We start from the raw sequence: 13325 nt of genomic DNA, 5'->3' as shown, positions 1-13325 counted from the left end.
ATGCGACGATTCGTTTCCTACGGCCCCGCGTTCGTGGTTTTGATCACCACACTGATGATGCTCCTCGCCGCTCCGGCGATGGTCAGGCGGGTCGGGTACGCGACGAGCGCCCACGCCATCGTCCGCGCCTCCCAGTCGCTGGCCGACGATGACATCCTCGAGCGGCTCAACACCGCCGTGCGGAACGTGGCGAAGAAGGTCGAGCCTTCCGTCGTGCACATCCAGTGGGACAACTCGTCCCGCAACCGCCGGATGCGGGGCGTCGCCCAGGGTTCCGGATGGGTCTACGACTCGAAGGGGCACATCGTCACCAACGCCCATGTCGTCTCGGGCGCTCCCGGACTCGTGGTGCAGTTCTACGACGGCCGGCGCGTTCCGGCCGAGGTCGTCGGGGTCGACAAGACCACCGATGTCGCGGTCATCAAGGTCAACACCGGCGAGGGCCTGTTCCCGGTTGAGCGTGCCTCCGGCACTCAGGTCAGCCAGGGTGACCGCGTCTTCGCGTTCGGATCGCCCTTCGGCTTCAAGTTCTCGATGAGCGAGGGGATCATCTCCGGCCTCGGGCGAGACCCGGCCACGATCATCGGCGACAGCGGCGGCTACACCAACTACATCCAGAGCGACGCCGCCGTCAACCCGGGCAACTCCGGCGGACCGCTCGTGGACATCCGCGGCCGCCTCGTCGGCATGAACGTGGCCATCGCCACCGCGATGAACCCTCGCGACACCAGCGGCGGCGGGCAATCGGCGGGGATTTCCTTCGCGATCCCCCTCGACACGATCGAGTACGTCGCCTCCCAGTTGATCGACTCGGGCACCGTGGCCAAGGGCTTCCTCGGTGTCAACCTCCCGTCCCCGACCCCCGCGTTTCCCGATGCTGAAGAGTTCAACCGCAGCCTGTTGCAGAACACGGGATTCCCTGGGCGCGGGGTTGTATTGGTTGGCGTTGATCCGTCCGGTCCGGCCGGCAAGGCGGGGCTGCAACCCGGAGACATCGTCGTCGCGATCGCCGGATTCCCCGTGACAAGCATCGCTGCGCTCCGGCAGACGACCGCGATCCATCGTCCGGGCGAGGCCATCGATGTCGAGGTGCTCCGCGAGGGCGAACGCAAGCGGCTCTCGGTTGTGCTGGGCAACCGCGACCAGAGCATCGAGATCGCGATCCGCGCCGAACAGGCGGTGATTACCTCGCTGAACGAGTTCGGCATCATCGGCGTCCTGCCCGCCGATGAGGGCCTGCAGATCCACTCGCTGCGAAACGCCTCGCCGGCCATGAACAGCGGGTTCTCGCCGGGCCTTGTGATCACCAGCGTTGAAGGCAGGCCGATCCGCTCCGGTGAGGAGCTGGTACGGATACTCGTTGAAGTGGGCTTCGCCAATGGCCGGCGACTCTCGGTGACGGTGCTCGATCCGGCTGAGCCCGACAAGCCCCGCACCCTGACAATGCAGCACATCCCCTAATCACCGCGACGAGTCACCTTGCGGCCGGCCGCAGGCGAACGATGACCGGTGTTCCCGGCGGCGGAACCGCCGCGGGATTGGCGATCCAGACCGGCTCATCGACCTGGGAATCCGGGCTGATCGTGCGGCTCCACGCGACGGTCTCCGCGCCGAAACAGCACAGGCCGACCAGAGTGCCGACCCCGTCGGCGTCGTACCACTCGACCCCCTCTCGCTTGACCATCCTCGAACCCGCGAACAGCCAGTGACCCGTCCCCCCGGCGCCGGGAAACACCGCGCCGTTCCTCGCATCGACGATCCACGCGCGCGGATCGATGACGACCGCCTCGCCCGCTTCATTCGCAAACTCGATCGTGATGTCGACCCCCGGGCCCGATGGGTCGACCGGGGCCACCGCCCCGTCGCGCATCTCCCACGAACACACCGCGCCAGGCTCAAGCCCGAGCAGGAGCAGGGCGGCGTGCACGTGCGATGGCTTGGCCCGCGTCATGACCAGCGATTCGTGCTCCTTGCTGTCGGGCGTGCAGACGATTACCTCCAAATACACGTGCGGCGCATCGGGGTCGTGCGCATCAATCGGAACGATCCCGTCGAACTCCACGACACCGCCGCCCGAGCGATCCACGCGGACGCCGCTCCCGGGAAGCAGCTCGCGAAGGCCGGTGGCAGTGCTCGAATTCGGCTTCGCCTCCTCGGCCCGTGGCGTTGGAACCGCCGAGGGGGTCTCAACCCACGTCGCGGGCTCGGAAGGCGAGGACGATGCCGGCGCGGCGGCGGTGGGGGGTGTCGCCGCTCGCTCCTTGGCGCACCCCGCGAGCGAGGCCGCCGCGGCGATGACCACCACCGTGTGCACTCGACTCATGCCGATGCTCCAGGCACGCTTGCAAGCCCAACATGGGCCTTGCACTCGCGGCAGAACACATCGCCGCGCTGCTCGAAGTTCGTGAACTGATCCCACGAGGCACACCCGGGGCTCAGCAGCAGCACATCCCCGGATCCCATCCGCCTGATGGCCTCCTCCACGGCCCGCTCGACCGTCTCGACGTGCCGCGCTCGCCCGGGCCCGGCCCGTTCGGCGAGCAAGGGACCGGTTGCGCCGATGGTGTACAGTCCGCCAAGGTCCGCCCCGAGCGACGCGATCGCCGAAAGATCGATCTTCTTGTCGTACCCGCCCGCGATGAGGTGAACCCGCCGGCGCGTCATGCCCGGCATCTCCGCGACGGCGAGCACCGCCGTAAGGGTTGCCTCGGGGGTGGTCGACTTGGAGTCGTTGTAGAACCGCATCCCATTGTGCTCGGCGACCAGTTGCAGCCGGTGCGGCAGGCCTGGGAACTCCGAGATCGCCGCCGCAAACCGCCCGGGCTCGATCCCCGGTTCGCACGCCAAGCACGCGGCCAGCGCCGCCGCGGCGTTCTCGGTGTTGTGCGCACCCGGAATCCGGAGCGAGCCGGGGAACGCCGCCGGATCGACGACCTGAACACGCGCCGTCGTCGAGCTCGCCCACGCCGCGACGCCCCGGCCGAGCACGGCGGCATCACCGGGATGCTGGTGGGCGAGGAGCTTGCGCTTGGAGGCCTCGTAGTGCTCGATCGTTCCATGCCAGTCAAGGTGGTTCGCCGCGAAGTTCGTCACGACCGCGACTCGTGGCGACCACGGCGCGGTCCCGTCGATCCAGTGCAGCATCGCGCTGGAGAGCTCCAGCACGATCCTTGCCCCAGCGCCGAGTCCCGTTCCGCGTGCCGGGGCCACCTCCCCGAGCAACGACCCGCCCAGGTTGCCGCCGACAAGCGTTGTCCCGGCGCACCTGCTCAACGCGTGCGAGATCATCGCCGTGGTGGTGCTCTTTCCCGTCGAGCCAGTGACCCCCACCGTGGTCGCATCGCGAGGCAGACGCTCCACCAGCAGCGAAATCTCTGTCGTGATCGGCACCCCCGCCGCCATCGCGGAGCGCAGGAACCGGTTCTCCCAGGGCCTCGGCACCGCCGGGTTCGCAACCACGAGCCCCGCGGTCGTGAAGTCGCTGACGTTGTGTTCCCCGAGCCGCAGCCGTACGCGTCCCCGGGCGACGAGGCCACTGATCGCCGCGACGGACTCCGCAAGGTCGGCGGCTGGTGACAGGTCGGTCACCAGCACCTCCGCTCCTTGCTCCGCCAGCCAACGGGCGACGCCGATCCCGCCGCCGAACCGGCCAAGCCCCATCACCGTGACCACTGTGCCGCTGAGTTCGATCATTGATCCACCGCCTCCATGCCTTCGGAACTCAGGACTGCCCCGCACCGACCTCTCGTTCGATTGCATCAAGCAGGATGGTCAGCAGGCGACGGGACTCCGGCCCCGGCGCGCGGTCGCCGACAGGTCGGCCGTCGATGGAGACGACCGAGGTCACCATCGTGGTGGTTCCTACGAGCATCACCTCGCTCGCCCGCTCCAGCTCGTCGACCCTCACCGGCCGCTGCTCGATTGCCGGTTCATGCTCAAGCAGGATCGCCCGCGTCACCCCGGCGAGGATCGGTGCGCTCGTGAGTGAGGGTGTCACGAGCCGGGATCGCCCCGATGAATCGCGGATCGCCAGGATGACGTTGGTCGCCGCGCCCTCCGTGACCAGGCCGCTGCGTGAGAACAGCGGCTCATCCGCTCCCGCGGCATCGCCGCGCATCGCCAGCAGAACATTGCCCATCAGCGAGATCGACTTGACGTGACCCATCGACCACCGGATGTCTTCGAGCAGCACCGAGGACTTGGTCGGTGGCCCTCCGGCGCGGAATGATCCCAGGCCCGGCTGGCTGGAGCAGTAGCCGAACACCGTTGGGGTCATCGCCCCTTTGGGTACTCTGCTCCGCGGCACATCCGCCTCCCCTGGCGTGCCGCGAGTCACCTGCCAGTACACGAAGGCGTCCTTCATCGAGTTGGCGCGCAGCAGGTCGAGCGTTGCAGCGCGAAGCGTGCGAGGGTCAAACCCGATGCGAGCCTCCCGGAGCCCCATCGCCATGCGTTCCTCGTGCCGGGCCATCTCGATGATGTGCACGTCGCCCGCCTTCGCCCCCAGAGACACCGATCGCAGGCCCTCGTAGATCCCATCGCCGAAGACAAAGCCGCGGTCCAGTGGGCTGATCCGCGCTTCGGCCAGGGGGAGCAACGATCCGTTCAGGTGCACGATCACGTGAGTAGCGTACTCCGGAGGGCCTTCATCGATCACAGGACGGCAATCGGATCAACATCGACCGCGGTCGCCGCGTCGCTCGTCAGCAGTCCGCGGGCGCGCACCGCACCGAGGAGCGCCTGGATGACACCCCTCGCGGGCGCAATCACCTCGATCGCGATGCGGTAGTGGTCGGCGACGCGTGAAATCGGACAATCCGCCGGGCCCTCGATCCGAACTCCCGAATCCGGCCCGATGCGCCCCGCCTCCTCCCGCAGCGCCCCGGCGATTATTCCCGCGGCCTCGAGCGCCTTGGCATGGTTGAGGTGCCGACAGACCACCCTCGCCATCCGCGTGATGGGCGGTAACCCCGCCCTGGCCCGAACCTCCAGCTCGTCCGCGGCAAAAGAGGCATAGTCGTGCCTCGCCGCGTGAACGATCGCCGGCACATGCGGGCTGGCCGTCTGAACCACCACCCGCCCCGGGGCGTCGCCGCGCCCGGCCCGTCCCGCCACCTGACTGACCAACTGAAACGTCCGCTCCGCCGCGCGAAAGTCGGGCAGGGCGAGCGCCGTATCCGCATCGACCACGCCGACCAGCCTCACATTCGGAAAGTCCAGCCCCTTGGCGATCATCTGAGTGCCCAGCAGGAGGTTCACCCGGCCCGCAGCAAAGCTCGACAGCGCCTCAAAGTAGTCGGCCGCCGTCCTCATCGTGTCACCGTCAACCCGGAGGTAATCCGTTCCCGCTGCCAGCCCGAAGTCCCGCCCGAGTTCCTCCTCCAGCCGCTGCGTGCCGGCCCCGAGGATGATCACACGCCGGCCGCACACCGGGCAGTCCCGCGGCAGCCGCTGCTCCGCCAGGCAGTGGTGGCAACGCAAGTATCCCTTCTCCGCGCCGGCCTGATGCTTGTGGAAGATCATCGATGCATCGCACGAATCGCACTTCATCACCCAGCCGCACGCGGCGGACGGGCAGCAGATGTAGTTCGCGAACCCGCGCCGATTGAGCAGCAGAATGGCCTGGCCGCCCTGTTCCAGCGTCTTGCGAAGCGCCAGCCCCAGCGTCGGCCCGATCAGCCGCCACCCGCCCCCGCGCCCGCCCGACCACGCCTCAACTCCGGCCAGCCGCCGCTCTTCCACGACATCCACCACCTCGACCGGCGGCAACCGGCCCCCGCCGACCCGCTCCGTCAGTTCCCACAGCGAGTACTTCGCGGGGGGCAGCGTGTTGACCCAGGACTCCAGCGACGGCGTCGCCGTCCCCAGAACCACCGGGCACCCTTCGATCTGTCCCCGCTTGATCGCGACGTCGCGGGCGTTGTATCGCGGCAGTTGGTCCTGCTTGTACGACGAGTCGTGCTCCTCATCCACGATGATCACGCCGGCCCGCGGCATCGGCGAGTAGACCGCGGAGCGTGCCCCCACGACGACGCGAGCCTCCCCCGAAGCAACCATCGCCCATTGTTTGTGGCGCTGCGAAGCGCTCAGCCCCGAATGCAGCACCGCGACGCCGAGCCCGCCCTCCCCGCCGAATCGATCGATGAACCTCCCGGCCGTCTGCGGCGTCAGCGAGATCTCGGGCACCAGCACGATCGCCGCCCCCGTCGGCGCACCATCCGCCCGATCACGCAGCGCCTCCTCGATCACCCGAAGGTACACCTCGGTCTTTCCCGACCCTGTGACGCCGCGGATCAGGTGGACCGAGAACCGCCCCGCCGACTCCCTGATCCCGTTCACCACGTGTTGCTGCGAGGGAGTGAGCGTCGGACGGGGTCTTGCCTGCTGCTCGATCGTCCGACCCTCCCACATCCCCGCCGCCGCGGCGACCTCGGTCCGTTCGATCGATCGCAGAACGCCCATCGCGATCAACCGGTTGATCGGTCCGACTGTCGCGGCCCCGACCCTTGCGGCGAACTCACGAGCGGGCATCGGCCCCAACGCCCCCAACTCCGGCGCCGCCGCTTGGATCGCTTCCCACGTCCGCCGCACGGCCGGCGTCAGGCGAGTGTCTTCGGGCGGCGATGCCCCGGTCACCTCGACCACAACCCGGCGCTTGAGCCCCGTCGCGTGCTTCACCGCCGCGGGCAGCATCGTCGCCAACACCATGCCGATCGGGCAGACGTAGTACCCAGCCATCCACACCGCAAGTTCAACCAGAGTGGCCGGCAGCCTGGCGCCGGTCCTCCGCACGATCGACTTCACGCGGCCCGGATCCAGCCCGTCGAGCAGTTCCTTCCCGCCGGCCTGAACAACGATGCCAGCCGCCGTCTGATTCGACCGACCCAGCGGCACCTCGACCCGCTCGCCAACTTCGACTACTTCGCCCGCTGCGTACGTCAACGCCCCGTCGGCTCCCCGCCCGTGCCCGCCTCCGCGGCGTCCCATCGAGGCCTCGATGCCGCGCTCGACGGCGACCCGCACGAAGTGCGGTCCGACCTCGACATCGTGACTGAAAAGACTGCTCATCCGTGCGGGACGGTACCAGCCCCGCGAGACACCCGTCTACACTTGGCTTTGATGACCACCCCAACGACATCGTCGCCCGCCACCGGCACCCCCTCGCGTCCGGCGGCCAGGCTGGCACTCCAGGATGGCACCCTGTTCCGCGGCCAGGGCTTCGGCGCCGTCGGCAAGGGGGTCGTTCAAGTCGCCGAAGTGGTGTTCAACACCGCGATGTCCGGCTACCAGGAAGCCCTGACCGACCCGTCCTACTCCGGCCAGATCCTGGTGATGACCGCCCCCCTCATCGGAAACACCGGCGTGAACGCGGACGACGTCGAGTCGGCCAAGGTGCAGGTCGCCGGCTTTGTCGTGCGAGAACTGACCAGGACCCACTCGAGCTTCCGCGCCGATACAGACTTGAGCGCGTACCTCGCCGCGAGCGGGGTGCTTGGGATCACGGGGATCGACACCCGCGCCCTGACCCGCCGCCTGCGCAGCGCCGGCGCGATGCAGGGGGCAATCACCGACGATCCGGCGGTCTCGGACGAGAGCCTCGTGGCCGCCGCCCGCTCCGCCCCGTCCATGGCTGGTCAAAACCTGGTGCCGGCCGTCGGGTGCAACGCCCGGCACTCCTGGTCCGAAACCCTGGGGGATTGGTCGGGCTTGGGCCCCGACCCTCAACGCCGCCGTTTCCGTGTCCTGGCCCTTGACTGCGGCGCCAAGCGCAACATCCTCCGCAACCTCACCGATCGCGGGTGCGAGGTCACGGTCGTCCCGCACGACACCCCCGCCGCTGATATTCAACGGATGTTTGAGTCCGGTGAAATCGACGGCCTGTTTGTCTCCAACGGCCCGGGCGATCCCGCTGCGGTCGACTCGACGATCTCAACGCTCCGCCAGGTTATTGGGACCTCAGACCCGGCCCAGACGGTTCCGACGTTCGGTATTTGTCTTGGCCACCAACTCCTCTCGCTCGCCGTCGGGGCGAAGACTTTCAAGCTCAAGTTCGGCCATCGTGGCCTGAACCAACCGGTCCTCAACCTGCTGACCGGCAAGGTGGAGATCACCAGCCAGAACCACGGGTTCGCAGTCGAGCCAGAATCTCTTGAAGCCGCGGGCGGCGAACCGACTCACGTCCATCTCAATGATGGAACCCTTGCCGGGTTCAGGCTCCCCGACCGTCCGGTCTTCTCGGTCCAGCACCACCCAGAGGCCTCCCCAGGCCCGCACGATGCGGGATACCTATTCGATACCTTTGTGTCCATGATGGCCACCCGCAAGCCCGCCTGGAGTGGACTCAAGCGAGCCGCTCGCCCCGCGGGCACCCCCTAGGGGTGCCACCGACTCCATCACGACCCATATGCAATAGCCTCGCCGTACACCGTTAGTCCTCATACGGGGGGCTGCAAACTGACGCGGCCGGTGCGCCGCAGGAGCAAACGATGCGCTTCACTCTTCTCGCTGGCTCTGTCCGCCTTGCTGCCGCAGGGCTCCTCGGCGTCGTGATCGCGACGTCCCCGGCCGTCGGGCAGGGGGGGCCGGGCGAGGGTGGCCGGGGTGGCGGTGGCGGGATGCGGGGCTTCGGCGGCGACTTCCTCTCCAACCCCGTGTCCTCCCGAGACTTGGACGCGATGGCCAAGGTGCTGGGGCTGACGCCGGAGCAGTTGGACGCCGCCAAGGCCCTGCTCGACACCGCCAACGCCGAGTTCCAGCCCGCCGCCAAGGCGGCCCGTGACAAGATGGAAGCCGTCCGCGAGGAGTTCCGAGAGACCCGCGACCCGTCCGTCTGGCAGGGGATGGCCGGCCAGATGGGTGAGATGCGTCAGGTCCGCCAGAAGATCGAAGCCTCGTTCATGACCGACGTGCAGGGCCTGCTTACACCCGAGCAGACGCAGCTCTGGCCCTCGGCGGAGCGGCTGTACCGCCGCAACCGCACCATGGGTCGTGGCCTGATCAGCGGCGAGCGCGTCGACCTCTTCCGCCTGATGGAGCGCGCCGAGGTTCCCGAATCGGTCCAGGCCGAACTCAAGCCCGTGATGGAGCAGTACGAGGTCGAACTCGACCGCGAACTGGTCAAGCGCAACGAGATCTTCGACAAGGCCGAGAGCCAGATGGGCCGCCTCGGCCCGGCCATGTTCCAGATGATGCAGGGCGGCGGCGGCGACAACAAGGAACTCACCGAGATGTTCGAGAAGGGCCGCGATGCGGCGCTGCGGGTCCGCGAGGTCAACCGCAAGTACGCGCGCCAGATCGAGGCCATGCTCCCCGAGGAGGCCCGCGCCGAGTTCATCGCGGAGTTCAAGCGCGAGTCGTTCCCGATGATCTACCGGCCCAGCTACGCGAGCCGCGTCGTCGAAGCGGCGGAGAAGATGACGGACCTCGACGCCGCGCAGAAGCAGGGCGTGACGGCCATCAAGGACTCGTTCACCCGCGAAACCAACGCCCTCAACGCCCGCGCCGAGTCCGCCATCGAGGAGTCGGAGAAGAACGTGACACCCCAGACCATGTTCTCCCGGTTCAACGACCCCACCTTGCAGGAGATCCGCGACGCCCGCCGGAAACTCGAGGACCAGATGGTCCAGAAGATCAACGACCTGCTCACCGAAGCCCAGAAGGCGCAGCTCCCCGAGCGGGGTCGTGGGGATGCCGGCGGTGGGCGCGGCCAGTTTGACGACAACACCAACGCCCGCCCGGGCCAGCCCCGCCGCGCCCGCGGCGGCCAGCAGGGCGCCGACGGCCCCGCGAACCAGCCCCGCCGCGGCCAGGACTGATGCGTCCCGACCGCAACGACCTTCGCCGCGTCGGGACGGTTCCACGCCACGCCCGCCGCGACAACCCGATGGGGTCCTGACCATGGACGGCCTCGAAACCCAGACTCATCCCGGCGGCACGAACGGATCCACCGGGCGCGGCGGCGCCGGCGGCGTGTTCGCGAAGCAGAGCGACCTCCCGCCGCTCGAGGCGGCCGCGGCCTCGCTGATCAGCGCGGAGGACGCCGTGCGGCTGCGCGCCGTGCCGCTGCGTCTCGAGGGGCAGCGACTCGTCGCCGCGATGGTCAACCCCGACGATTTCGCTGCGGCGGACGAGCTCTCGATCCTCGCGGGCCGCGCTGTCAGCCGTGTCGCCGTGACGTCCGAACTCCTCGACCTGCTCCTGCGTTCGGCCTTCGGCGCGACCGCGGCCCAGATGGCGGCTCGCCTCGGCGGCGCGGGTGCCGGCGAGTCGGACGAGATGACCAACCTCCAGGCCGTCGACGCCGACGACGTCCGGCGGATGGCCGAGCAGCCGACCCTGATCAACCTCGTCAACCTGATCATCCTCGAGGCCGTCCGCGAGCGGGCCAGCGATATCCACGTCGAACCGTTCGAGAAGCGGCTCACCGTCAAGTACCGCATCGACGGCCTGCTCCGCGAGCGCAACAGCCCGCCGAAGAACCTGCAGCCCGCCATCACCAGCCGCATCAAGATCATGGCGGGGATGAATATCGCGGAGCGCTACGTCCCGCAGGACGGCCACATCACCCTCCGCTTCGAGGGCCGCAAGGTCGACATCCGCGTCTCCACCGTGCCGACGATCTACGGCGAATCCGTGGTCATGCGCATCCTGGACAAGGAATCCGTCAAACTCGATCTCGCGCTCCTGGGCATGCGGCCGCCCGACCTCGCCGCGATGGACCGTCTCCTCGACCTGCCCCACGGCATGGTCCTGGTCACCGGCCCCACCGGCTCGGGCAAGACCACCACGCTCTACGCCGCGCTCACGAAGCTTTACGACCCGTCCCTCAAGATGATCACCATCGAGGACCCGGTCGAGTACGAACTCCCCGGCGTCAACCAGATCCCGGTGAACCCCGAGCGAGGCCTGACCTTCGCCAGCGGCCTCCGCTCGATCCTCCGCCAGGATCCCGACGTGGTCATGGTCGGTGAAATCCGCGACAACGAGACCGCCGACATCGCCGTCCGGGCGGCGCTGACCGGCCACCTCATCTTCTCCACGCTCCACACCAACGACGCGGCGAGCGCCATCGGACGCCTGCTGGACATGGACGTCGAGCCGTTCCTGGTCGCCAGCGTCCTGGAGGGGATCATCGCCCAGCGCCTCGGCCGGCGCCTCTGCCGCCATTGCCTGCGCCGCGACCCGATCGCCGAGGCCCTGCTCCATCGCCTGAGCGCCGACGAACTCGCCCTGTTCCCCGCCAGCGAGGGCTGGGTCGGCTCCGGATGCGACGAGTGCGACGCCTCCGGTTTCCGCGGCCGGGTCGGGTTCCACGAGATGCTCCTGGTCACGCCCGCCATGAGGGAGGCGATCACCGAAGGCCGCACCGCCAGGCACGAACTGCTCCGCACCGCCAGCACGAGCCACGTCACGATGCGCCGCGACGGCCTCGAAAAGGCCGCCGCCGGCACGACCACGGTCGACGAGGTGCTCCGGGCTACCCAGGACGCCGACGGATTCAACGGCTCGCCGCGTCCCGTGCCGGTGAAGATCGAGTAGTCCGCTTCAACACCATGCCGACATTCCAGTTCCAACCCCTTTCCTCCAATGGCACGGCCTCCGAGCTGTCGGTGATCGATGCGCCCGACCGCGCCGCCGCGGTCCGCCTGCTCCGCCAGCGCGGGATCACGCCCGTTCGCATCGAGCCCGTGCACGGCGCGAGCGCCCGCGTCGAGCCCGCCGCGAGATCGACCGAACAGTCCGAGCCCGCGCCGACCGCAGTCGCCGGCACGTCCCACGCGTTCTCGCTCCGGGGAACGATGTCGCGGACGGAAATGGCGTCGTTCGTCCGCGAACTCTCGACGGCCGTCGGCGCCGGCCTGACGTTGACCCAGGCGATGCGGACTATGGCCAAGCAGGGGCACTCCTCGCGCCAACGCGAGATGCTGATGTTCCTCGTCGGCGAGCTCGAGCACGGCCGCAGTTTCTCCGACGCCGCGCAGTCCTGGGGCAAGCCGTTCACCGATCTGACCATCAGCCTCATCCGCGCCGGCGAGGCCTCGGGCAAACTCCCGGAGGTGCTGGAGCAGGCGGCGGCGCTGCTCGACAAGGACGTCAAGCTGCGTCGCGCGATCATCGGCGCCACGACCTACCCGATGATCCTCGGCGTGCTCGTCGTCGCCGCCGTCGTCATCGTCGTCACAGTGATCGTGCCGCAGGTCCTTGCTCCGTTCGCCGGGCAGAAGATCGTGCTGCCCCTGCCGACGCGGATCGTCTCGGCCGTCGCGGCGTTCTTCGGCGCGTGGTGGTGGCTCGTGACGATGATCGCGATCGCCGCCGCGCTGCTCTGGCCGCGGTTCTACCGCCGGCCGGCCAACCGCCTGATGGTCGACACCCTGCTGCTGCGGATCCCCGTGCTCGGCCGGTTGCTCGGCGACGTCGCCGTCGCCCGGTTCACCCGGACCCTGGGCACGCTGGTCTCCGCGGGCCTGCCGGCCCTCACCGCTCTGCGCACCACAAAGGCAACGCTGGGCAACAAGGCGATGGAGGGCGTGATCGAGGGCGTGTGCGACGAGGTCGCCGCGGGCAAGACAATCTCCGAGCCCCTCGAGAGCGCCGGGATGTTCCCGCCGCTCCTGGTGCAGATCGTCAGCGTCGGCGAGCGGTCCGGCCGCTTGCCGCAGCTCCTCTCCCAGGCCGCCGACGCGATGGAGAGCCGCACGGACGCAAGCCTCAAGCTGTTCACGACGGTCCTGCCGCCGCTGCTCGTGGTCGTCCTTGCCGCGATCGTCGGTTTCGTCGTCGCCTCGATCATGCTTCCGCTGCTGCAGATGCAGGATTACATCAGATAACCAATGAGCCCCGCGAGAGAACACATGAACCACCCGCCACGCACCGCGTCCTTCCGGCCCGTCACCGCCGGATCCCGCGGCTTCACGCTCGTCGAAGCGATCGTCGTCATCATCATCATCGGCGTTCTCGCGACATTCATCGCGCCGCGACTGATCGGTCGCGTCGGCCAGGCCAAGCACGCCACCGGCGAGGGAAAAGCCTCCGTCCTCGCCACGCAGATGAAGCTCTACCTCGCCGATTGTGGCAAGCTCCCCTCCAGCGGGGCCACCATCGCCGTGCTGTTCGACAAGCCCTCCGATGTCGACGCCGCCGCATGGAAGGGGCCCTACGTCGACAACCGCGATGCCCTGGTCGATCCCTGGGGCAAGCAGTTCATCCTCCGCATCCCCGGCCAGCAGAACGTGGACTTTGACGTGGTCTCCTACGGCGCCGACGGCAAGCCAGGCGGCGAGGGAGAAGACGCCGACATCATCAAGCCCTGACCCGAACGCACC

The 13325-nt window shown here is 68.6% G+C and carries 10 protein-coding genes; 6 read left to right on the top strand and 4 right to left on the bottom strand.

Features of this window, described 5'->3' with window-relative positions; translation table 11 throughout:
• Positions 1-1461 (top strand): trypsin-like peptidase domain-containing protein, encoded by a 1461-nt coding sequence (locus tag KF745_05025; GenBank protein MBX3357773.1) that lies wholly within the window; start codon positions 1-3, stop codon positions 1459-1461.
• Between the two features lie 13 nt (positions 1462-1474).
• Here KF745_05025 and KF745_05020 read toward each other — a convergent pair whose 3' ends face one another.
• Genes KF745_05020 through priA form a run of 4 tightly spaced genes read right to left on the bottom strand, consistent with a single transcriptional unit; the run spans position 1475 to position 7068 of the window.
• Positions 1475-2323 carry a hypothetical protein gene (locus KF745_05020; GenBank protein ID MBX3357772.1) on the bottom strand — a complete coding sequence of 283 codons (849 nt, stop codon included), beginning with the start codon at positions 2321-2323 and terminating at the stop codon, positions 1475-1477.
• Entirely contained in the window at positions 2320-3693 is a 1374-nt protein-coding gene (gene murD, locus KF745_05015) for a UDP-N-acetylmuramoyl-L-alanine--D-glutamate ligase (GenBank protein ID MBX3357771.1), read from the bottom strand. Before murD ends, KF745_05020 begins: the two co-directional genes overlap by 4 nt.
• 28 nt (positions 3694-3721) lie before the next feature.
• Positions 3722-4621 (bottom strand): aminotransferase class IV, encoded by a 900-nt coding sequence (locus tag KF745_05010; GenBank protein MBX3357770.1) that lies wholly within the window; start codon positions 4619-4621, stop codon positions 3722-3724.
• A 32-nt stretch (positions 4622-4653) separates the two neighbouring features.
• Positions 4654-7068 carry a primosomal protein N' gene (gene priA / locus KF745_05005; GenBank protein MBX3357769.1) on the bottom strand — a complete coding sequence of 805 codons (2415 nt, stop codon included), beginning with the start codon at positions 7066-7068 and terminating at the stop codon, positions 4654-4656.
• A gap of 51 nt (positions 7069-7119) precedes the next feature.
• Between priA and carA the strand changes: the two genes are divergently transcribed.
• The 5 genes from carA (at position 7120) to gspG (ending at position 13313) form a co-directional block, all read left to right on the top strand.
• Positions 7120-8376, top strand: coding sequence for a glutamine-hydrolyzing carbamoyl-phosphate synthase small subunit (gene carA / locus KF745_05000; GenBank protein ID MBX3357768.1), 1257 nt, complete (start codon positions 7120-7122; stop codon positions 8374-8376).
• A 110-nt stretch (positions 8377-8486) separates the two neighbouring features.
• Positions 8487-9815 carry a Spy/CpxP family protein refolding chaperone gene (locus KF745_04995; GenBank protein MBX3357767.1) on the top strand — a complete coding sequence of 443 codons (1329 nt, stop codon included), beginning with the start codon at positions 8487-8489 and terminating at the stop codon, positions 9813-9815.
• Positions 9816-9897: 82 nt separating this feature from the next.
• Positions 9898-11538, top strand: a complete 1641-nt coding sequence (locus KF745_04990) for a type II/IV secretion system protein (protein ID MBX3357766.1) — start codon at positions 9898-9900, stop codon at positions 11536-11538.
• A 14-nt stretch (positions 11539-11552) separates the two neighbouring features.
• Positions 11553-12830, top strand: a complete 1278-nt coding sequence (locus tag KF745_04985) for a type II secretion system F family protein (protein MBX3357765.1) — start codon at positions 11553-11555, stop codon at positions 12828-12830.
• Between the two features lie 24 nt (positions 12831-12854).
• On the top strand, positions 12855-13313 hold the full coding sequence (gspG, locus tag KF745_04980; GenBank protein ID MBX3357764.1) for a type II secretion system major pseudopilin GspG: 459 nt from the start codon (positions 12855-12857) through the stop codon (positions 13311-13313).
• Positions 13314-13325 lie beyond the last annotated feature (12 nt).

Source organism: Phycisphaeraceae bacterium (assembly GCA_019636655.1).
Classification (GTDB): Bacteria; Planctomycetota; Phycisphaerae; order Phycisphaerales; family UBA1924; genus JAHBXB01.
Note: the sequence above shows the minus strand (reverse complement) of the source record. Positions and strands in the feature narration are given on the sequence as shown.